The sequence below is a fragment of the Massilia sp. Root335 genome (assembly GCF_001425685.1).
GTDB lineage: Bacteria > Pseudomonadota > Gammaproteobacteria > Burkholderiales > Burkholderiaceae_D > Telluria > Telluria luteola.
The window spans coordinates 84276-106693 of the sequence record NZ_LMCY01000051.1 but is presented as its reverse complement, the minus strand read 5'-3'; the positions used below and the strand labels follow the sequence as shown (position 1 = coordinate 106693).

The window sequence follows — 22418 nt, the reverse complement described above, 5'->3', positions numbered from 1 at the left end:
CGGTACCGCCACACGAATTAGCACAGTTGTAACGAAGTTTGGTCCGGATGTCACCGGTTCCGGGCCGTCCTCAGACGCCGTGCGCCAGCTTCTTGAGGCCTTCCGGATCGCGGATGATCAACCGGTGCGCATCCTTTTGCGCGATGCCCAGCTGGGTGAGCGTGAGCAGGGCGCGCGTGACCGTCTCGCGGCTGGTGTTGACCATGTTCGCGATGTCCTGGTGGGTGGGCAGGTTCTCGACGACGATCGGGGCGCCCGGTTCCTGCGACTGCTTTTGCATCTGCATCAGGTACGTATAGATGCGCTTGGCCGTGTTGTTAATACTGAGCAGGGCGCGCAATTCGGAGTCGCGCTGGATCTTTTGCGCGAGGTGGGTGAGCATGTGCCGCGCCACCGACGGCGAGTGGGCGAACAGGTGCATGGCCGTGGGCGCCGGCAAAAAGCCGACCAGCACGTCCGTCATCGCGACGACCGAGGCCGAGCGCGTCGAATTGTTGATCAGGGCGATTTCGCCGAAGAAGTCGCCCGGCGCGAGCATGCGCAGGCCGATCGCACGGCCGTCCTCGGTCACGTCGATGACCTGCAGCTGGCCGGACAACAGGAACATCAGGCCGTCGCCATGGCCGCCTTTCTGCAGCACGATGTCGCGCTTGTTGTATTGGCGGATGCGCATGTCCTGCTTGACGCGGATGATTTCCTCGTCGTTCAGCTCCGCCAGCAGCGGGATCTTGCGCAGGTGGATCTGGATCTGCCTTTCCTCGGCCGGGGGCGCAGCCGCGGGGACGGGATCCATGCGTTGCATTTCCTTCGTCGTGGACGTCATGGGCTTCATCTGGAAAACATGTGGATGCACTCGGCGCACAGCGCGACCGTCGCGATGCCCGCGGCGTTGGCGCCGATGTCGCGCCAGGAGAATCCGCGGTCCGGCACGAGCGCCTGCAGGCATTCGATCAGCCAGCCGCCGAGCAACAGGCCGAGGAGCCACAAGGCCGCTTCGGTCCGGTCGTGCGCGATGCGCAGGGCTAACAGGCTCAGGCCGGCAAAGCTCGCGAAATGCAGCAATTTATCGTTGGGCAGCGAGGACGGCAGCCAGCGGTTCGGCACCAGGCAGCCGGCGACGACTGCGACGCCCGCCATGCCCAGCAACAGCATATCCACAACCATCCGTTCCGCTATCCTCATTCCGACCAGGCATGATTGTATACGGTCGAGGTCGCAACAGGGCGCAATTCTCGCGCCGGTGCGGCATTTTCGCAGCTTAGCAGAGTGAAAAGGTCAGGCGCGTTCGCGTGGACGCGCGGGCGCCACGGTGGCCTCCGCGCCATGGGCGGTACGGCGCAGCAGGCGCCGCACCGTGCGCAGCGCGGGGGCTTCCACGAGGTGCCAGCTGAGCACGGCCAGCGAGCCCGTCACGAGCAGACCCAGCGCCAGCAGCCGCCAGTGGCCGAGCGGCGCGAAGGCGGTGCGCAGCATCAGCAGCACGGGCCAGTGATAGATGTAGATGCCATACGAATAATCGTGGCGTTGCAGGTGGCCGGCGACGGGCAGCCGGACGCTCCCGACGGCCAGCGCCAGCGTGCCCGCCACCAGCAGGATGCCGAACCAGGTCAGCGGGCTTGGCGTCAGGGCGGCCGAACGTGTCCAGTTGAGGCCGGCCAGCGCCAGCGCGCACGCGACGTGGCGCCAGCCGACGCGCAGGTCGCGCGCCAGCGTGTGCAGCAGCATGCCGGTCAGGAACAGCGACCACAGGCGCGTCTCCCACACATAGCCGCCGATCACGTCCGGGAACAGGTTCGCCGCCGCCAGCAGGAACAGCGCGGCGCCGCGCATCCACGTGCGCAGCGGCAGCGCGGCCGACAGGCCGACCAGCGCCACCACCACATACATCCGGCCTTCCCAGTACAGGGTCCACAGCGGCCCGTTCAGCGTCTCGCCGCCGAATACGCCGGGCAGCTTGAGTTCTTCCGGCGGGATGATGTAGTGCAGCCAGTGCAGCGTGGTGTTGCCGAAGATGTAGCGCCACGGCGCCGGCGCCAGCATGCCGCGCCAGCCGGTGCTCGAAAACAGGCCGACCGCGAGCGCCGTCGTCAACAGCAGGCACACGAACAGGCCGGGCACGATGCGCGCGACGCGGCGCAGTGCATAGCGGCCCAGGTGCGGGTCGCGTTCCCAGCTCTGGCTGATGAAGATGCCGCTGATCAGGAAGAACACGCCGACGGCCAGCGCGCCGAGGTCGGTGTGCGGCGCCAGCAGCGGGCTGACGGGGTCGGACGCGCCGGGCCGCGCCGAATTCATCGGGAAGGCGTGAAAGACGACCACGAGCGTGGCGCACACGAGCCGGACGAGGTTGAAGCCGTTGTCGTGCGAGGCCGTGGCCTGTTCGAGGGTGCGTGCGGTCATGTCAGAAACCCTGCCATTGCCAGCTCAGCTGCAACTGGCGGTCGGTGTACTGGAAAATCGAAATGTTCTCGTGGTTGCGCACGATGCGTCCTTCCAGCTGCAGCGACTGGTTCTTGCCGAGCGCGTAGGTGACGCTCGCGCGTCCGATGTCGGTCGACTGCGCGCGGATCTTGTCGATCAGGCCGGGCGAATAGGCTTCGTTCCCGGTCCAGTCCTGGTGCACATAGCCCAGCTCGGCGCTGGCGCGCTCGCCCAGGCGGCGCCGGTACAGCAGGTTGGCGTACCAGCCGTCGCGGTCGCCGCCGGGGCGCAGGGCCAGCGCATGATCGCGCTGCGCGCCGAGGCTGGCGCTGGCATACATCGTGTCGTTGCGGTGCGTGAACTGGGCGCGCAGCTCCGCGACGTTCGAATCGAAATTCGTCAGCGCCAGATACTGGTTGTACGTGAGGCTGCCGACCACGCTGAACTGGGTGCTGTTCGGCAGCGGCAGCGGCGGCCCGACGCGCACCTGCACCTGGGCCTGGTGCTGGTAGGGGCGGCCGCCCAGCGTGATCATGCCGAGGGCGCCGCTGGTGCGCAGGCTCCAGCGGCGGAACCGCCACGGCGCCTCGACGCCGGCGAACAGCGAGGCGCTGTCGTAGGCGTGCAGGGCGTCGTAGTGGCGCAGCTGGAACTGGGCGAAGCCGACGACGCCGTTGGGCGTCAGTTCGCGTGTGGCGTCGCCGTTCAGGAACGTGTACTGGTCGTGCTTCGGGACGAAATCGTCGGTCAGGGTCTGCTCGTAATGGCCTTCCGGGCCGTCGAACACATACGTGCGCGAGCTCGCGCCCTGGTTGACGTTCGACTCGATGCCGCGCCCGAGCCCGAGCAGCAGCGACGTCGTGGGATGCCAGTGCGCGCAGCCTTCCTCGCGCGCCTGGGCGATCAGTTCCAGCAGCGCACGCGAGGGCTGGAAGCGGCTCTCGATCGTCGCGAACATGCGCTCGGCCTCGTCGCCGTGGCCGAGCGCGCACTGCGTCATGGCCAGGTCGAACCAGGCGCCGGCGTGCAGCGGTTCCTGCTGGACCAGCTGCGCCAGCTCGCGCGACGCGTCGCTGCGGCGGCCTTCGGAGATCGATTGCAGGGCTTGCTGGTAGAGGTCGGGTTGGTCGCTGCCGGCGCCGGTCTGGGCGTGGACAGGCGCGGCCCACAGGCAGGCGAGCAGGGCGGACCAGGCCGCGCGGCCGAACGTCGTGCGCGTCATGCGGGCTGCCCGGGCGTGCCGGCCGGGGCGGCGGCGTGCGCGGCCCGGTCCAGCGTGTACAGGATGGTCGGACGGCCCTTGCCGCGCAAATGGCGTTCGCCCAGCAGCAGGAAGCGGTGGCGGCAGGCGCGTTCGACGGCGCCGGCGCCGACGATCACGTCGTGCGGGAAATCGCGGGCGGCCTGCTCCAGGCGCGCGGCCGTGTTGACGCTGTCGCCCACGGCCGTGTAGATGCTGCGGAACGAGGTGCCGAAGTCGCCCGCCATCGCCGGGCCGCTCTCGATGCCGATGCGCACCCGCAGCGGCGGATGCCCCGCGCGCTGGCGCTCGGCCGAGAGGAGCGCGACGCGCTCCAGGATCTCGCAGGCGGCGTCCAGCGCCAGGTCGGTATGCTGCTCGAGCGGCAGCGGCGCGCCCCAGAACGCGACCAGGCCGTCGCCCGTGTACTTGTCGAGCGTGCCCTGCTGCGCCATCACGGGGCCGGTCAGGCAGTCGAGGAATTCGCGCGTCAGGCGCGACGCGTCTTCCAGCGACAGGTTCTCGACCTGGCTCGTATAGCCTTCCATGTCGGCGACCATCGTCGTCACGTCCAGGTGGCGCGGCTGCAGGGCATTGTCCAGGTCGCTGCGCAGCAGTTGCTCGACGACTTTCGGCGCCACGTATTGGCGCAAGGTGTCGAGCAGGCGGCGCGACTTGCGCTGCGCCTGCTGCCACTGATGGGGCACGGCCACGGCCAGCAGGAACAGATTGGTCGCCAGCGGACCGGTGGTCGCGAACACGGGATCGTGGCGGCTGGTGAAATAGGCCACGACGATCCACAGCAGCGACAGCACGCCCAGCAGGGCCACGCTGGCGATGGCTGGCAGGCGCGGAAAGGCGACGACGGCCAGCAAGGCGGACAGCAGTCCGAACGCGCAGGCGAACAGGCGTCCCGGCCACGGCGCCGGGCTCGTGCCCTGTTGCCGGTCGAGCAGGTCGGACAGCACGGCCGCCTGCACGCCCAGTCCCGGGCGGCTGCTGGCGTGCGGCGTCGCGACGCGGTCGCCCAGGCCCATCGACGACGAACCGACCAGCACCAGCCGGCCGCTGGCGCTGGCGGGATCGATGCGTTCGTCGAGGATGTCGGCGGCGCTGGTCACCGTCCACGCGTTCCAGTCGCGCTTGTAGGACAGGCGCATCAGGCCGGTGTCGTCCAGAGCCAGCGGCGGCTTGCCGCTGCAGCAATCGACCAGGGCCAGGGCCAGTGCCGGATACTGCAGGCCGCCGAACGTGGTGACGAGCGGCACCCGGCGCAGCGCGCCGTCCGGATCGGGAATGAAACCGATGTTGCCGACGTGGGCCGCGCGCGCCAGGCCGGCGTGGTTGGCGAAATACCCCGTCGCCTCGATGCCGCCGGCACGGTAGACGTTGCCGGCGCCGGCGGGCACGCCGTTGCGCAGCGCTTGCGGGCGCAGGTGCGCGAAATCGAAGTCGAACGCCTGGGCCAGTACCAGCGGACCATGTTGCGCGAGCAGGGCCAGGCGGGTGTCGCCTGCCGCGTCGAGCGGCTCCGGCATCACGATGTCGAGCGCCACGCCGCGCGCGGCATAGCGGGTCAGCAGGATCTCGACGAGGTCGGCGATGCGCGCACGCGGCCACGGCCAGGGGCCAAGCTTGTTCAGGCTGGCTTCGTCGATGTCGACGATGAGGATGCGTGGGTCGGGTGCATCCGTTGATCGCAGGCGGATAAACGCGTCACGAAGCAATTCGTTGCCAAAAAACGACATCTGTCCAGATTGTCCCCATTGCGACCAGAACGTCAGCAAAACGGCCGCGACAGCGATGGCGACCCGCGCCAGCACGGGCGTGCTGCGGTCCGGACGGGGCGTGGATGTGGAGAAAAAGGGGTATTGCACCAGCTGCCTTGGATTCTGGAAACGGCGGTTGTTGGACATAACTCTGAAGTATAACGCGTTGCGTATGCCCCCAAGTAACAAGTTGAAGCACTCCAGTATCGAACAATACGCCCGAGTTTGCTCTAAAATGTGATGGCCGTCACAGAAGGAGCGATTGCTGCTCCGGAATAATGGCAAATGAGGAAAAAGATCATGCTGCGTCACGCCACCTTCATCGCCATCACGACCATTGCTTGCATTGCGCAGGCCCGGGCAGCCGAGGCCGGCCGCGTCATATTTGCCGCCGGCGTCACGCAGGTGGCCGAGCGGGCGGGCGCGGAAGGCATGGCGGTGCAGGAGGGCGACCTGCTGACCACCGGCACGGACGGGTTCCTGTACGTCAAGACGCCGGACAACGGCCTGTTCATCCTGCGCCCGAGCACCCGGGCCCGGATCGCCGCCTACCATATCGACAAGGCCAATCCGGCCAACAGCCGCTTCAAGCTCGAGCTGCTCGCCGGTGTGGCGCGCAGCAAGTCGGGCGATGCGGTCAAGCTGGCGCGCCAGAATTTCCGTTTCAATACGCCGGTCGCGGCGATCGGCGTGCGCGGGACCGATTTCACCGTCTACCATGAGCACGACACGTCGCGCGTCGTCGTCTTCACGGGCGGCATCATCGTCAGCGGCTTCGGCGGCGGTTGCCGGCCGGAAGGCGGCGGCCCCTGCGAAGGCGCGGCCAGCCGCGAACTGACGGCGGCCCAGCGCGGCCTGCTGCTGCAGGTGAAGCGCGGCGAAACGGCGCCGCAGCTGCTGAGCGGCGCGACGGGGCCCGACCAGGTGTCGCCGCCGCGCAGCGACGAGCCGCTGGCCCCGGTCCTGGACGCCAAGAAGAGCGAATCGGTGGCCCAGATCGTGCCGCCGGCAGCGCAGCAACCGGCGCCGCCCGTCGTGGTGGCGCCGCCGCCGGTGGTCGACGTCGATACCCCGCCGGCCAATCCGCGCGCCCTGCAGTGGGGCCGCTGGGCGCCGCTGCTGGGCGAGCAGGCGACCGCCGGCCTCGTGGGCCCGGCCGGCGCCGAACGTATCCTGGGCGGTAATTTCGTGCTGTTCCGCACCGCGGGCGACGCCTACGTCGCGCCCGAGCGCGGCAGCGTGAGCTTCTCGCTGAAAGATGGGCAGGCCTACATCACCAACGACGACCCGGCCAAGGCGACGGTCGCGGGCGCGATGCAGAACGGCCAGCTGAACGTCGACTTCGGCGCGCGCAGCTTCACGACGACCTTCGACCTGGTCGGCGGCGACTCGACCTATAAACTGTACGCGCAGGGCGACGTCGCTTCGAATGGGCGCATCGGCAACAACCCGGGGCTGCGACCGGTTGCCAACAACATGAGCGTGGACGGCTTCCTCAGCAATGCCAACGGCGGCAGCGCCGGCTATATCTTCCATTCACGCCTGGACGATGCACGAACCGCTAACGGCGTCACCTATTGGACGCACTGACGCGCCTGAAATGCATATATATATAAATGGATGAGCAAACAAAAACCCCGGATTTCCGGGGTTTTTGTTTTGGAGCCAATGCCAATTCTCACGAATTGTTACCGATTGTAAGAAATGCGGGGCGGCAGCAGGCATGGTTCCATACATTGCATCGCCCGTCGATGCCGGGCGAGCGGGGCAAAACTCTCTCTTTGTCACTGGGGAATTATCTCGGTTGCATGTTTTATCACGGCTTGCGTTTATTGTTTGACTTGTTAATAATAATCGGCCAATTTGAATTGATGGCAGATACAAGTTAGTGACAAAAAATCTTGGGTTTTGTGATGCCCATCACATTAACGTCACTATTCGCTCTGTCATCATTCGGACCGTTGGATTGCAGGGACATCCGAATCTGCAAATAACCTCGATTGAATTTCTTTAGGAGCTTTAGATGGGTGTTTATACCGAAGCAGTACAGCAGCTGTACGTTGCTTACTTTAACCGTCCGGCCGATGTCGCTGGCCTGACCTACTGGGAAGGCGTTGTTGCGAATGCCAACGGCAGCACCGCTGCTGTGTCGGCTGCTTTCGCTGGTTCGGCTGAGTACAAAGCTGCTTACGCCAACATGGACGCTTACCACGTCGTCGCCCAGGTGTACCAGAACCTGTTCGGCCACGCGCCGGACCTGCCGGGTCTGAACTTCTGGGGCCAGGCTCTGCTCGCCGGCCAGATGACCGTCGACAACGTCGTGACCGAGATCGCCAAGGGCGCGCTGGACACCGACCTGACCGCCTACAACAACAAGGTTGCCGCTGCAACCGCGTTCACCGCAGCCCTGGACACCCCGGCTGAAGTGCTGGGTTACGACGGCGACGCCGCCAACGCAGCCGCCAAGACCTTCATCAGCAGCGTGACCGACGACGCTTCGCTGGCAGCCGCCATCGCGCCGGCCGCCCTGAACGCCACCGTGTCGGGCATCGTCGACGTCCACAACGTCGGCCAGACGTTCACCCTGACCATTGGCCAGGACATCATCGTCGGTACGGCTGGCAATGACACCATCAATGCCACGCACATCACGCCGTCCACGGGCGCGCTCAACGCGTCGAACCTGACTTCGCTCGACAGCATTGATGGCGGCGCAGGCAAAGACGTCCTGAACCTGGACCTGACGGGCGGCTACAACAGCATCGTCGGCGCAACTATCAAGAACGTCGAAATCATCAACGTGACTGGCGCTAGCTCGGCTGTCGATGCTTCGGTCTTCCAAGGCGCGACCAACGTCAATTTCGATGCCACCAGCACCCCGACCGTGACCGGTCTGGGCGCTGCAACGACCGTCGGCTTCACCGGCACTACCGGTGATATCAACGTCGGTGCATTGGGCGCAGCAGCAAGTATTGCTCTGACCAATGTCGCTGAAACGGCGGCTCTGAACGTCGGCGGCACGAATCTGAACTCGGTCACCGTGTCCGGTACCCGTGCCGACAGCGACAGCAGCGGTTCCGTGGCTGCCCAGGCTCTGAATGTCACCGTCGGCAAGGATGTCCAGTCGCTGACCCTGAACACCAACCAGAAGAGTGTCCTGACCGTCGCTCAGAGCGCTGGTTCGACGAAGGCCTTCACGACCATCAACGCATCGGCTTCGACCGGCGGCGTGACCATCGACGGCACCAGCAACACCAGCCTGGCCAACGTCACCACCGGCACCGGTAACGACATGATCACCCTTGCCGCACTGACCTCGGCAGCCACCAGCTCGGCCGCTGCAGTCAACGCGACCGTGACGGCTGGCGACGGCAACGACACGATCGTCGTCAACAGCACCGGCGACGGCATGACCACGGTCGACGCCGGCGCAGGCAACGACAAGATCACCGTGTCGGCCACCACCGGTCCGGTTACGGTCCTGGGCGGCGCCGGCAACGACACCGTTGTCGTCAACAAGGTCCTGGCAACCAGCGACGTCATCAACGGCGGCGACGGTACCGACACCATCTCGTTCGCTGGCGCAGGCGCTCGCACCGCCGACGACTACATCGTGTTCAACAAGCTGGTCACCAACTTCGAAACCATCAGCTTCTCGACCGCCGAAACCGGTCTGGACGCTTCGAAGCTGGCCGCTACCTACACCGGTATCGACCTGGCATCGGGCAGCATCATCACCGGCGTGGGCACCCAGGCAATCACCGCCCACGGTGATGTCGACCTGACCGCTGCTGGCTACGTCGCTACCAAGACTTACGCCGGCACCCTGGGCGTGACCGAGTCCGATACTGGCGCCGTCGTCGTCAAGGCCGACGTGCTGAACCTGGCTGTCAAGGCCGCCGCTGCTGGCGACGTGACCGCGACCCTGTCGGGCGACGTGCGCACTGCAAACGTCACGCTGACCAACACCGTGGACAGCGCAAGCAACACGACCGCTGACCGCGTGGCTCACTTCGTCCTCGACAACACGTCGACCGACACCGCGCTGGCTACCCTGACCCTGAGCGGTTCGGGCGATGCAAACGTGACCAACGCCGGCGGCAAGCTGGTGACCGTGGACGCGTCGGGCCTGAACGGCACGTCGGCTGTGGCTGCCAACAACGGCGCGGCTCTGAGCGGCCTGACCTACACGTCGTCGAACACCTCGGCCGAAACCATCAAGCTGGGTGCCGCTGTCGACACCATCACGCTGAACGCTTCGACCTACGGCTCGATGGACACCGTGACCGGCCTGAAGCTGGTCGCGAACAGCGCCGCCGATGCTCTGACCTCGGCTTCCGACCACCTCACCGTGGGCGCAATCGACGGCGCAGTGGCCAAGTTCACCACGACCCAGACCGACATCGATCTGGCACTGAAGGACGCAGCTGCTTCGAGCAAGGGCGACAACCTGGTGTTCCAACTGGGCGGCGACACCTACGTCTTCCACGACGCAGGCACCCCGGGCCAGATCGACGCGGCTGACACCGTCGTCAAGATCACCGGCGCCGTGGATCTGGACACCCTGATCCTGGCCCTGGGCCACAACGTCTAAGTCGTCATCGCTACCTGACGCCGCGGCGCCTCCTCCGGGAGAAACCGCGGCGGCTGGAAGCACAAGCCAGGTTCGTCCTGGCTTTTCATTTCGTACCGGTCGGCGCTTCGCCAAACGATGTTTCTGCAGTGCTGTCGAATGCGGGCCATGCCTGCTGAGTTTCAGCGCAAATGGAATGCGCATGGCGGCACGTCCGGTAGCGAGAGTAAAAGGCATGCCCACGGCATGCCTTTTTGTTTATGCGCCACGCCGGCAGGCGGCCGAACTGCCGGCCCGGACTGGCCTTTGCGCACCGTTCCTTGCGCGCCTGCCTCCACCTGATGACGTCCTGTCCGGTGCCGCGGTGAGTGCCCCCGATGTTGCTCGCCCACGTCGTTCAACGTGCGAGCAGCGCGTATTCATTAAAGTTTGGTTACGAAAATGTGATGTACGTCACATTATTCAGCAGTTTTGCGCGATAATGTGTCGCCCGCTCAGCTTAATTACTCTCAAGCATGAAGCGTGACCCTGGCGCGATCGCGCCGCATTCCCGGTGCTCCCAAACAAATGAAAAGCAAACTCTTTGACAAGAAAAACGAAATCGGACAGGTCCTGCTCATGTTCAAGAGCACGTTCTGGACGGTGGGGACGTTCAGCGCCATCAGCAACCTCCTGATGCTCGTGCCGTCCTTGTACATGCTGCAGGTCTACGACCGCGTGCTGCAGAGCCGCAACGAGATCACGCTGCTGATGCTGACCCTGCTGATGCTGGGCGCGTATCTGATCGTCGCCGGCCTGGAGTTGACCCGTTCCTTTGTCCTCGTGCGCGTCGGCGCCAAGCTCGACATGCAACTGAACAAGCGCGTCTATTCGGCAGCGTTCGAGCAGAACCTCAAGAGCGCCGGCGGCAACGCGGGCCAGGCCCTGACCGACCTGACCACGCTGCGCCAGTTCTTGACCGGCAATGCGCTGTTCGCGTTCTTCGATGCGCCGTGGTTTCCGATCTACCTGATCGTCATCTTCCTGTTCGAACCGGAACTGGGCCTGTTCGCGCTCGGCGGCACCATCGTGCTGATCATCCTGGCCGTCATCAACGACCGCGTCACGCGCCAGCCGCTGAAGGACGCCAACACCATGGCGATCGCGTCGTCGGCCCTGGCGACCAACAACCTGCGCAACGCCGAGGTGATCGAATCGATGGGCATGCTGCCCAACCTGATGCAGCGCTGGTACAAGATGCACGGCAAGTTCCTGCACCTGCAGGCGGAGGCCAGCGAGGCCGCCGGCAAGATTTCCGCCGTTACCAAGTTCGTGCAGCTGGCGCAGCAGTCGCTGGTGCTGGGCTTCGGCGCGCTGCTGGTGCTCGAGAACAAGATCACGGCCGGCATGATGATCGCCGCGTCGATCCTCGTCGGCCGCGCCCTGCAGCCGGTGCAGCAGCTGATCGGCGTGTGGAAGTCCTGGGGCAGCGTGCGCAGCGCCTACGAGCGCCTGACCACCTTGCTGGAAACGAATCCCGCACGCGAAGCGGGCATGCCGCTGCCGAAGCCGCAGGGCGCGCTGTCGGTCGAAGGCGTCACCGCCGCGCCGCCGGGCTCCCGGAATGCCGTCGTGCGCGGCCTGAGCTTCGCGATCGCGCCGGGCGACGTGCTGGGCGTGATCGGCCCGAGCGGCTCCGGCAAGTCGACGCTGGCGCGCCTGCTGGTCGGCGTGTGGCCGGCACTCGGCGGCAAGGTGCGCCTGGACGGCGCCGACATCTATGCCTGGAACAAGGGCGAGCTGGGGCCGCACATCGGCTACCTGCCGCAGGACATCGAACTGTTCGGCGGTACCGTCAGCGAAAACATCGCCCGCTTCGGCGACATGGATCCCGAGAAGGTCGTGCAGGCGGCCAAGCGCGCCGGCGTGCACGACATGATCCTGCACATGCCGGACGGCTACGACACCCGCCTGGGCGACGGCGGCGCCGGCCTGTCCGGCGGCCAGAAGCAGCGCCTGGGCCTGGCGCGCGCCATGTACGGCGACCCGGCCCTGATCGTGCTCGACGAACCGAATTCGAACCTCGACGACATCGGCGAACAAGCCCTCGTGGTGGCGGTCCAGGACCTGCGCCAGCGCGGCAAGACCATCGTCCTGATCACGCACCGCACCAGCATCATCGGCGCGACGAACAAGCTGCTGTTGCTGCGCGACGGCGCCGCACAGATGTTCGGCCCGACGAGCGACGTGCTGGCGGCGCTGCAGCAGCAGGCCCAGGCCGCGCAGCAGGCTGCACAGCAGGCCGCGGCGCGCCAGCAGGCTCCGGCACAACAACAGGCACAGGCCGCCGGCCAGGCGACCGCGGCCCAGGAAGGGAAGTAAATGAAACTCATTGAGAACAAGTCAAAAGCGGCGGAAGTCATCGCGCACGACGTGACGCCGCTCGAAGTGAATACCGATGCACGTCCGTACAGCCGGCTCGGCTGGCTGATCGTGCTGCTCGGCGTCGGCGGCTTCCTGTTGTGGGCGCTGACGGCGCCGCTCGACAAGGGCGTGCCGCTGTCCGGCACCGTGGCCAAGGAGTCGAACCGCAAGGCCGTGCAGTACCAGCAGGGCGGCACGATCCAGGAAATCCTCGTGAAGGATGGCGACGTCGTCAAGGCCGGCCAGACCGTCGTGCGCATGAATCCGGTCGTCGCGAAGTCGGCCTTCGAGATCACCGACAGCCAGTACCTGACCTCGCGCGCCACCGAGGCGCGCCTGGAAGCGGAGCGCGACGGCCGCAAGACGATCGCCTTCCCGCCCGACCTCGAACAGCGCAGGAGCGACCCGCGCGTGGCCGAGCTGATGACCCTGCAGAGCCAGCTGCTGGCGTCGCGCACCAGCTCCCTGCAGAGCGAGCTGTCCGGCATGGACGAGAGCATCGCCGGCCTGAAGGTGCAGATCAAGGGCCTGGAAGAGTCGCGCGACAGCAAGAAGGAGCAGATCAAGCTGCTGAAGGAGCAACTGGACGGCATGCGCGACCTCGCCAAGGAAGGCTATGTGGCGCGCAACCGCATGCTGGAACTGGAGCGCACCTATGCCCAGCTGCAGGGCGCGATCTCGGAAGACATCGGCAACATCGGGCGCGCGCGCAGCCAGGTGATCGAGCTCACGCTGCGCAAGTCGCAACGCACGCAGGACTACCAGAAGGAAGTGCGCACCCAGCTCGCCGATACCCAGAAGGAAGCCGAAGCCCTGGGCGCGCGCCTGGAAGCGCAGAAGTATGACCTGGCCAACGTCGAGGTCAAGGCGCCGGTGGCCGGCACCGTGGTCGGCCTGGCCGTGTTCACCAACGGCGGCGTCGTCAACCCGGGCTTCAAGATGATGGACATCGTGCCGTCCGGCGACCCGCTGATCATCGAAGGCCAGCTGCCGGTCAACCTGGTCGACAAGGTGCATGACGGCCTGAAGGTCGAGTTGATCTTTGCCGCCTTCAATACCAACCGCACGCCGCATATCGAGGGCGAGGTGGAAACCGTATCGGCCGACCGCAGCGTCGACGAACGCACCGGCACGCCGTACTACAAGGTGCGCGTGAAGGTGACGCCGGCCGGCCAGAAGATGATCGCGGCCCACAAGCTGAACATCATCCCCGGCATGCCGGTGGAACTGTTCGTCAACACTGGCGAGCGCACGATGATGAACTACCTGCTCAAGCCGGTGTTCGATCGCGCCAAGTCGTCGATGTCGGAGGACTGATCCGCGATGGCGAAAGTGTCGATGAAAAAGAAGGCGCTGGCGCTGGCCCTGCTGCTGGCCGGCGTCGGCGGCAACGCCGCGGCGATCAGCCTGCAGCAGGCCTACGAGGCCGCGCTGAAGAACGATCCGCAGTACCGGATGAATTTTTACGAGAACGAATCGGCCAAGGAAAACCGCATTCTCGGGCGCTCGAACCTGCTGCCGCAGGTGTCGGCCAGTTATTCGGCCAGCCGGAATATCGCGGACCTCGAAGTCATCTCGAGCAATCCGAAACTCGGGAACGAGTTGACGCATCCGCGCTACATCAGCCGCTCGTCGGCGGTGCAGGTGCGCCAGCCGATCCTCAACCTGGACGGCTGGATGCGCTACCGCCAGGGCAAGGTCCAGACCGAGCAGGGGGCCAAACAGTTCGAGTCCGACACCGCCCAGGTGATCCTGCGCGTGGTCGGCGCGTACTCGGACGCGTTGTTTGCCGAGGACCAGGTCGCGCTCTCGAAAGTGCAGCGCGACATGTATCTGGAGCAGATGAAGGTCAACCGGCGCCTGTTCGAAAAAGGCGAGGGCACCAAGACCGACATGCTGGAAACCCAGGCACGCCTGGACCTGGCCGAGGCCCAGCTGGTCGAGGCGCAGGATAATGCGACGGCGATGCGCGACACGCTGGCGGGCGTGATCGGCATGGACCCGGGCACGCTGGATCCGCTCGGCGCCGATTTCCACTTCCAGGACAGGGCGCCGAAGTCGTTCGAGGACTTGCGCGCGGCGGCACTCGCGCACAATCCGCAACTGGCGGCGGCACGCCTGGCCGTCGAGAACGCGCGCCTGGAAATCCAGCGCGACAAGGCCGGGCATGCGCCGCGCGTCGACCTGATCGCCGCCTACAGCAAGGATGACGCGGCATCCCTGACCACCTACAACCAGAACACGGTCAACCGCACGATCGGCGTGCAGGTGAACATCCCGATCTACCAGGGCGGGGCGATCAATGCGACGACGCGCCAGGCGGCGGCCAGCTGGAACCGTGCCCAGGCCGACTTCGACAACCGCACCAATCAGGTGATGGTGGAACTGCGCAAGGCGTACGACCTCGTCCAGAACAGCACCGCCAAGATCAACGCGCTGGAGAAGGCCGTCGCCTCCGGCCGGGAGCTCATGAAGGCCACCGAGCAAAGCATCAAGGGCGGCGTGCGCATCAACCTCGACCTGCTGAACGCGCAGCAGCAGCTGTACACGAGTCAGCGCGACCTGGCGCAGGCGCGCTATATGTACCTGCTCGGCCTGCTTCGCATGCGCGCGGCCGCCGGCACGCTGGACGCAGGCGCCGTACGCGAAGTTGCCGCTTACTTCCACTGAGCGTCCATCCGGCGGCGGCGCCACGCGCGGCGCCGCCGGCTCCTTTCCACACGACTTCTCCGCGATTATTTTCATCATGCAAATTGCACTTAGTTAACAATTTGCCTGATTGCAGTGAGTAACCACTTCTTTTAAGAAATAGTATCCATGCGGAATCCGCATGCGCACTGCTGGGTTGCTGGCGCCATTTATATTCTAGCTATTGTAGTATTTCCTCACATTTCGACATGGAGGTAATAATGGCAACCACGAACACAACGACCGTCGAGCAGTTGTATATTGCATATTTCAGCCGCCCGGCGGACCCCAACGGTCTGACCTATTGGGACAATGTGCTGGCGACCGATCCCAACGGGGTGCAGCAGATTTCCGCGGCCTTTGCCGGCTCGCAGGAGTACAGGGACACGTATGCCGGCCTGGACAACCAGGGCGTCGTGCAGGCCGTGTACCAGAACCTGTTCGGGCGTGTCGGCGAGCAGGCCGGCGTCGATTACTGGACGAATGCGCTGAACAACCACACGATCACCGTCGACAATGCCGTGACCGCCATCGCCGCGGGTGCCCAGAACAACGACAAGCTGGTCTACAACGGCCGCGTGGCCGTCGCCACGGCGTTCACCGAACACGTCGACCAGCCCGCCGAAATCGCGGCCTATTCGGGCACGGCGGCGAACCTCAAGGCCAAGGCCTTCATCGGCACGATCGTCGATTTGGCGAGCTCGGCCAATGCCATCAATCCTGGCGTGATCGACGCCCAGATCGCCGACATCGTGGGCACCCCGACCGGCACCGACGTACCGCACCACCTGGCCTGATCAACGTTGTGCCCGACGTTTCATATCGCATTCGCGATTGGGACAGGCGTGAACGGGGCTGGCGGGCGCGGCCGCTGCGGCGCCCACGGCCTCCTCGATGCAGCGCAGGAAGGAGATGACGATGGCCGAGCTGAGCACCCAGGTGCAGGACTTGTATGTCGCGTATTTCGGCCGCCCGGCCGATTATTTCGGACTGCAGTACTGGACAAAAATGGCGGCCACGCCCAGCGGGTTCGCCGGGATGGTCCAGGCGTTCGCCACCTCCGCGGAATACCAGGGCATGGTGAGCGGCATGGACAACCGCGCGCTCGTCGACACCGTGTACGAGCACCTGTTCGGCCGCGCGGCGGAGACGGCCGGCGTCGATTACTGGGCCGGCCTGCTGGACAGCAAGGTGATTTCCATCGCCGACGTCGTGACGTCGGTCGCGAGCGGCGCCCAGGGCCTCGACAACGTCGTCTTCCAGGACAAGGTCCAGACGGCGGAAATCTTTACGGACCACGTCGACCAGGCCAACGAGCGCCTGGCCTACACGGGCGCGAACGCGAACACGCTGGCCCACGATTACCTGGCCGCGATCAAGGACGAAGCCTCGGCGGCGTACGCCCTCGACCCGGCCAATATCGATGCGCTGATCGCGAAGATCAGCACCGTGATCTACACGGCAGGCATGGAAGAACCGGTGCACCTCGTCGGGGTGCAGCCGGGTTGACGACGGGGCGGCGGGCTCAGGCGCCCGCTTCGTTCGCCATCGTGCTGCCGCCCGTCTTGCCGCCCGCGCAGTGCGGGCACGATTGCCCGACCACATACTCCGGCGCCAGCTGCTGGCGTGGCGTCACGACGGCACGGCAAGCGAAGCATTGTACGGTTTCCGTCGGTTCCAGCTTGGGGTTGAGGGCGGTACGGTAGTCGAACACGAAGCAGTCGCCCGTGTAGTGGTCGCCGCCCACTTCCTCGAAATATTTCAGGATGCCGCCGTCGAGCTGGTAGACGCGGTCGTAGCCGATGTTCTGCATGTGGATCGCCGCTTTTTCGCAGCGGATGCCGCCGGTGCAAAAGGTCACGACGGTCTTGCCCCGGAGCTCGTCCTTGTGTTTCTCGACGACTTCCGGAAATTCGCTGAACTTGTCGATGCGGTAGTCGAGCGTGTTGTCGAACGTGCCGACGTCCACCTCGAACGCGTTGCGGGTTTCCATCATGACGACCGGGACGCCGTCGTCGTCATGGCCCTGGTCGAGCCAGCGCTTGAGCGTCTTCGGCGCCACGGATGGCGCGCGGCCCAGTTCCGGCTTGATCAGCGGCATGCGCATCGTGATGATTTCCTTCTTGATGCGGACCAGCATGCGGCGGTGCGATTGCTCGGCCGACACGCTTTCCTTCCACTCCAGGTCGGCCAGGCGGGCGTCGCTGCGCACCCAGGCGAGGTACTGGTCGATCGCCTCGCGCGGGCCGGACACGAACATGTTGATGCCTTCCGGCGTCAGCAGGACAGTACCCTTGAGGGCCAGTTCGGTGCACAGCGCCTGGTATTGCAGGCGCATCTCTTCGAGGTTGTCGAGGCTGACGAACTTGTAGGCGGCGATATTGACGTGCATGATCGTTAAAGCGGAGGAGCGTGAAATGAAGCCTTCTATTATATGCTAGAAAATGCGGGCAGCTGAGCCCAGCAGACGACGTCGCATTCGCGGCAATTGGCATTACAATGCTTTTCTTTCATGCAAGCCTTCCGGCCTTCCCATGCAATCGCTGAACCTGCAATACAACCCGCGCATCGACCAGTTGCGCTGGCTGGCCGCCACCATCGTTTTTTTATTTCATTTCCACCTGGAGTACCGCGTCCTGGGCGGGGCGCCGCTGGCGAGCAACTGGGCGGCCCTGATCACGGAAGGGCATACGGGCGTGGGGCTGTTCTTCACGCTGTCGGGTTTTTTGTTCATGCAGATCGCGCTGGCGCAAAAGACCATCGTCTACCGCGATTTCGTGCGCAACCGCGTGCTGCGCATTTTTCCCCTGTTCCTGACGATCTTCCTCGTCGCGACGTCGATCGGGCGCGATAATTTCCAGCCGCAGGACCTGCTGTACCTGTTCGCCACCAACCTCGGCCATGCGCCGACGTCGGGCACGGTGGTCACGGGCGCTGCCTGGACCATTTCCCTCGAATTCCTGTTCTACCTCGTCTTCCCGTTCCTGGCCCGCTTTGCGCTGGAGCGGGGCAAGCGCTACGTGCTCCAGCTGCTGGTGCTGATGGCGTTCTTCAAGCTCGCCGCCTATACCGTCAACGACAACAGCACGCTGATGTATTTCTGCACGTTCGTCGGCCGCTTCGACCAGTTCCTGATCGGCATGCTCGCTGCGATGTTGTACCAGCAATACCAGCCCACGCTGCAGCGCCACGCGCCGTGGCTGCTCGTGGCCGCGGCCGCGCTCGTCGTGTGGGACACCGCCACCATGCACCGCCTGGCGCCGTTCGGCGCGACGCCGAAATCGTCGTTCTGGATCTTCTGGTCGATGGCGGAGTCCGCCGGCTGGGCCTTCTTCATCGTCGCCTGGGTGGGATTCCGGCCGCGCCTGCCGGACGTCGTCGAGCGCGTGCTGTGCCACGGCGGCAAGGTCAGCTTTTCCTTCTATCTGCTGCACATGGGGCTGCTGCACCTGCTGGCCCAGCGCGTCGGCCTCGTGCACCCGACCGGCCGCGGCTGGCTCGACGCCGCCCTCATGGTGGCCGTCAGCTATGGCGCGACGTGGACGCTGGCGACCCTCAGCTACAACAGCATCGAGGAGCCGTTCCTGCGCATGCGCCGCCGCTACGGTGCCGACCGGCCGGTGCAGGCGGGCGTGGCCGTGCAATGATGGATTGATCACGCGGCCGCATCTTGTCAAGAGCGCCACCGTGCCTGGATGCAACCATCCCGTCCGGCCGTCCGAGGTAAAATGACAGGATGACTTCCCCGATCTTCACCCACCTCCGCGTCCATACCGAATACTCGATCGTCGACGGCCTCGTCCGCATCGACGACCTCGTGGCCGCCGCCGCCCGCGACCAGCAGCCGGCGGTGGGTGTCACCGACCTGGCCAACGCATTTTGCCTCGTGCGTTTTTACAAGGCGGCGCGCGGCAAGGGCATCAAGCCGATCGTCGGGGTCGACGCCTGGATCACGAACGACGAGAACCGCGAGAAGCCGTTCCGCCTGCTGATCCTGGCCAAGAACAAGACCGGCTACCTGCAGATCTGCGAATTGCTGTCCAAGGCGTGGCTCACCAACCAGTACAAGGGCCGGGCCGAGATCCGCGTCGAGTGGCTGGAAGCGCTGGCGACGAGCGTGTCCACGCTGGAGCCGGACGTGCCGCAGTCGAACGCCCTGATCGTGCTGTCGGGCGCGCAGTTCGGCGACATCGGCCACGCCATCGACAACGGCGACCTGGACAAGGCGGAAGCGTGCGCGCGGCGCTGGGCGCAGATCTTCCCGGGCCACTTCTACGTCGAGATCCAGCGCGCCGGCCAGCCGAACCAGGAACAGCAGGTACGTCACTCGGTGGCGCTGGCGAACCGGCTCGGGCTGCCCGTCGTCGCGACGCATCCGGTGCAGTTCATCAGCAAGGACGAATTCATCGCGCACGAGGCGCGCGTCTGTATCGCCGAGGGCGAGATGCTGGCCAACGCCAAGCGCGTGCGCCGCTTCAACGAAGGCATGTGCTTCAAGTCGCAGGCCGAGATGGCCGAGCTGTTCAAGGACTTGCCGGGCGCCCTGGCCAACTCGGTGGAGATCGCCAAGCGCTGCAACGTGACGCTCACGCTCGGCAAGCCGCAGCTGCCGAACTTCCCGACGCCGGGCATGACCATCGACGAATTCCTCATCGCCGAAACGAAGAAGGGCCTGGAAGAGCGCCTCGTCGAGCTGTACCCGAACGAGGAACAGCGCGAGAAAGAGCGGCCGCGCTACGAGGCGCGCCTCGAGTTCGAGAACAACACCATCATCAAGATGAAGTTCCCGGGCTACTTCCTCATCGTGGCGGAGTTCATCCAGTGGGGCAAGAACAACGGCGTGCCGATCGGCCCGGGCCGCGGTTCCGGCGCGGGTTCGCTGGTGGCGTACGCGCTCAAGATCACCGACCTCGATCCGCTCAAGTACAACCTGCTGTTCGAACGTTTCCTGAACCCGGAACGCGTCTCGATGCCCGACTTCGACATCGACTTCTGCCAGGAAAAGCGCGAACTGGTGATCCAGCACGTGAAGGACCTGTACGGCCGCGACGCCGTGTCGCAGATCGCCACGTTCGGTACGATGGCGGCGAAGGGCGCGATCCGCGACGTGGGCCGCGTGCTCGATTTCGGGTACAACTTCTGCGACGGCATCTCCAAGCTGATCCCGTTCAAGCCGGGCAAGCAGGTGTCGATCGCCGAGGCGATCGAGGAAGAACCGATGCTGAAGGAGCGCCTCGAGAACGAGGAAGAGGTGAAGCAGCTGATCGAGCTCGCGCAGCAGGTCGAAGGCATCACCCGCAACATCGGCATGCACGCGGGCGGCGTCTTGATCGCCCCCGGCAAGCTGACCGACTTCTGCCCGCTGTACACGCAGGGCGGCGACGCCGGCGTCGTGTCGCAGTACGACAAGGACGACGTCGAGGCGGCCGGCCTGGTGAAGTTCGACTTCCTGGGCCTGACCACGCTGACGATCCTCGACCGCGCCGTCAACTACATCCGCGGGCTCGACCCGGCCGACAAGGATTTCGACCTGGCCAGGCTGCCGCTGACGGACCGGCCGACCTATAAACTGCTGACGGATGCGAAGACCGTCGCCGTGTTCCAGCTCGAAAGCCGCGGCATGCAGGGCATGCTGAAAGATGCGCGTCCCGACCGCTTCGAGGACATCATCGCGCTCGTGGCGCTGTACCGTCCGGGCCCGATGGACCTGATCCCCGACTTCTGCAAGCGCAAGCACGGCGAAAAGTTCGACTACCCGGACCCGCGCACGGAGTCCATCCTGTCCGAGACCTACGGCATCATGGTCTACCAGGAGCAGGTGATGCAGATGGCGCAGATCGTCGGCGGCTACTCGCTGGGCGGCGCGGACATGCTGCGCCGTGCGATGGGCAAGAAGAAGGCCGAGGAAATGGCCGAGCACCGCGCGATCTTCCGCGCCGGCGCCGCGAAGGACGGCCTGTCGACCGAAAAGGCCGACGAGATCTTCGACCTGATGGAGAAGTTCGCGGGCTACGGCTTCAACAAGTCGCACGCGGCCGCGTACGCGCTGCTGTCGTATCACACGGCGTACCTCAAGGTCCACCACACCGCCGCGTTCATGGCAGCCAACATGTCGCTGGCGATGGAAGACACGGACAAGATCAAGATCCTCGTCGAGGACTCGATCGACATGTGCGGCCTGACGATCCTGCCGCCGGACGTCAACGAATCGCAGTTCCGCTTCACGCCGGAAGGCCCGCCGCCGTCCGTCACGGGCAAGCAGGTGAAAAACATCCGCTACGGCCTGGGCGGCGTGAAGGGCGCGGGCCAGGGTGCGATCGAGGCGATCATCGCGGCGCGCGAGGAAGGCGGCCGGTTCAAGGACCTGTTCGACTTCTGCAAGCGCGTCGACCGCAAGCAGATCAACCGCCGCACGATCGAATCGCTGATCCGCGCCGGCGCGATGGATTGCTTCGGCACCGACCGCGCCGTGCTGCTCGCGTCGGTCGCCTTCGCGATGGAAGCGGCGGGGCAGGCCGCCGCCGCCGCCAACCAGGTCAGCCTGTTCGGCGGCGACGATTCCGACCTCGTCGCGCCGCCGGAATACGTGAAGGCGACGCCCTGGACCGACCGCCAGAAGCTGGCCGAGGAAAAGACCGCGCTGGGCTACTACCTGTCGGGCCACATGTTCGACTCGTACGCGCAGGAAGTGCGCCGCTTCGCCAAGACCAAGCTGAAAGACCTGGAGCCGTCGCGCGATCCGCGCATGCTGTGCGGCGTGATCACGGGCGTGCGCACGCAGCTCACGCAGCGCGGCAAGATCCTGATCGTGTCGCTGGACGACAAGTCGGGCGTCGTCGAGGTCACGATCTACAGCGAGCTGTTCGAGGCCAACAAGAACATCTTCCGCGAGGACGAATTCCTGCTCGTCGTCGGCAAGGTGTCGGAAGACCGCTTCAACGGCGGCCTGCGCATCACGGCCGAAAAGGCGTTCGACATCGCGACGGCGCGCATCCAGTATGGCCACAAGCTGGAGATGGACGTGGCGTGCACCATCGCGCCGGCCAAGCTGGCCGAGATCCTGCAGCCGTACCGCCACGAGAACGGCCTGCCGGTCAGCCTGCGCGTGACGCCGCAGGGCATCCCGTGCATCCTGCAGCTGGGCGACGCGTGGCGCGTGGCGCCGTCGGACGAACTGAAATACGCGCTCGAGCTGCACCTCGGTGCGAAAGAGGTCGCGGTCGAATATTGATCGGCGGGGATGCGATTGGTGGGCACGGGGTGCCCACCCTACGCAATCGGACGGCCTTTGCCATTTTGGAAACCGGCAGCGTCAGCCGTTATT

Annotated in this window: 16 protein-coding genes; 10 read left to right on the top strand and 6 right to left on the bottom strand. The window is 65.4% G+C overall.

Features of this window, described 5'->3' with window-relative positions:
* Window positions 1–70: 70 nt before the first annotated feature.
* The 5 genes from ASC93_RS26510 to ASC93_RS26490 form a co-directional block, all read right to left on the bottom strand.
* On the bottom strand, window positions 71–793 hold the full coding sequence (locus ASC93_RS26510) for a Crp/Fnr family transcriptional regulator (protein ID WP_157202132.1): 723 nt from the start codon (window positions 791–793) through the stop codon (window positions 71–73).
* A 35-nt stretch (window positions 794–828) separates the two neighbouring features.
* Window positions 829–1164 (bottom strand): hypothetical protein, encoded by a 336-nt coding sequence (locus ASC93_RS26505; protein ID WP_056449846.1) that lies wholly within the window; start codon window positions 1162–1164, stop codon window positions 829–831.
* Between the two features lie 111 nt (window positions 1165–1275).
* A complete protein-coding gene (locus ASC93_RS26500; protein WP_056449844.1) occupies window positions 1276–2400 on the bottom strand; it encodes an acyltransferase in 1125 nt (374 codons plus the stop codon).
* Window position 2401: 1 nt separating this feature from the next.
* Window positions 2402–3643, bottom strand: a complete 1242-nt coding sequence (locus tag ASC93_RS26495; RefSeq protein ID WP_056449842.1) for a tetratricopeptide repeat protein — start codon at window positions 3641–3643, stop codon at window positions 2402–2404.
* A complete protein-coding gene (locus tag ASC93_RS26490) occupies window positions 3640–5484 on the bottom strand; it encodes a CHASE2 domain-containing protein (RefSeq protein WP_267874988.1) in 1845 nt (614 codons plus the stop codon). The genes ASC93_RS26495 and ASC93_RS26490 overlap by 4 nt, the downstream gene beginning before the upstream one ends.
* A gap of 246 nt (window positions 5485–5730) precedes the next feature.
* Here ASC93_RS26490 and ASC93_RS26485 point away from each other — a divergent pair, with 246 nt between their 5' ends.
* The 8 genes from ASC93_RS26485 to ASC93_RS26455 all read left to right on the top strand — a co-directional run bounded on the left by ASC93_RS26485 (window position 5731) and on the right by ASC93_RS26455 (window position 16603).
* Complete coding sequence (locus ASC93_RS26485) at window positions 5731–7020, top strand: FecR domain-containing protein (protein WP_056449898.1); 1290 nt, start codon at window positions 5731–5733, stop codon at window positions 7018–7020.
* Window positions 7021–7046: 26 nt separating this feature from the next.
* Window positions 7047–7319 (top strand): hypothetical protein, encoded by a 273-nt coding sequence (locus ASC93_RS31165; RefSeq protein WP_157202131.1) that lies wholly within the window; start codon window positions 7047–7049, stop codon window positions 7317–7319.
* A 134-nt stretch (window positions 7320–7453) separates the two neighbouring features.
* Complete coding sequence (locus ASC93_RS26480; RefSeq protein ID WP_082548363.1) at window positions 7454–10024, top strand: DUF4214 domain-containing protein; 2571 nt, start codon at window positions 7454–7456, stop codon at window positions 10022–10024.
* Between the two features lie 546 nt (window positions 10025–10570).
* On the top strand, window positions 10571–12364 hold the full coding sequence (locus ASC93_RS26475; protein WP_056449837.1) for a type I secretion system permease/ATPase: 1794 nt from the start codon (window positions 10571–10573) through the stop codon (window positions 12362–12364).
* Complete coding sequence (locus ASC93_RS26470; protein ID WP_056449835.1) at window positions 12365–13723, top strand: HlyD family type I secretion periplasmic adaptor subunit; 1359 nt, start codon at window positions 12365–12367, stop codon at window positions 13721–13723.
* 6 nt (window positions 13724–13729) lie between these two features.
* Window positions 13730–15076, top strand: coding sequence for a TolC family outer membrane protein (locus ASC93_RS26465; protein ID WP_056449833.1), 1347 nt, complete (start codon window positions 13730–13732; stop codon window positions 15074–15076).
* 227 nt (window positions 15077–15303) lie between these two features.
* Complete coding sequence (locus ASC93_RS26460; protein ID WP_082548362.1) at window positions 15304–15891, top strand: DUF4214 domain-containing protein; 588 nt, start codon at window positions 15304–15306, stop codon at window positions 15889–15891.
* 121 nt (window positions 15892–16012) lie between these two features.
* Entirely contained in the window at window positions 16013–16603 is a 591-nt protein-coding gene (locus ASC93_RS26455; protein ID WP_162251949.1) for a DUF4214 domain-containing protein, read from the top strand.
* A 16-nt stretch (window positions 16604–16619) separates the two neighbouring features.
* On the opposite strand, the gene ASC93_RS26450 is transcribed toward ASC93_RS26455, so the two are convergent.
* Window positions 16620–17486 carry a sulfurtransferase gene (locus tag ASC93_RS26450; RefSeq protein ID WP_056449827.1) on the bottom strand — a complete coding sequence of 289 codons (867 nt, stop codon included), beginning with the start codon at window positions 17484–17486 and terminating at the stop codon, window positions 16620–16622.
* Window positions 17487–17628: 142 nt separating this feature from the next.
* Between ASC93_RS26450 and ASC93_RS26445 the strand changes: the two genes are divergently transcribed.
* Both ASC93_RS26445 and dnaE read left to right on the top strand, forming a co-directional pair.
* Window positions 17629–18741 carry an acyltransferase gene (locus ASC93_RS26445; RefSeq protein WP_056449825.1) on the top strand — a complete coding sequence of 371 codons (1113 nt, stop codon included), beginning with the start codon at window positions 17629–17631 and terminating at the stop codon, window positions 18739–18741.
* 89 nt (window positions 18742–18830) lie between these two features.
* Window positions 18831–22325 (top strand): DNA polymerase III subunit alpha, encoded by a 3495-nt coding sequence (gene dnaE, locus ASC93_RS26440; RefSeq protein WP_056449823.1) that lies wholly within the window; start codon window positions 18831–18833, stop codon window positions 22323–22325.
* Window positions 22326–22418: the final 93 nt, after the last annotated feature.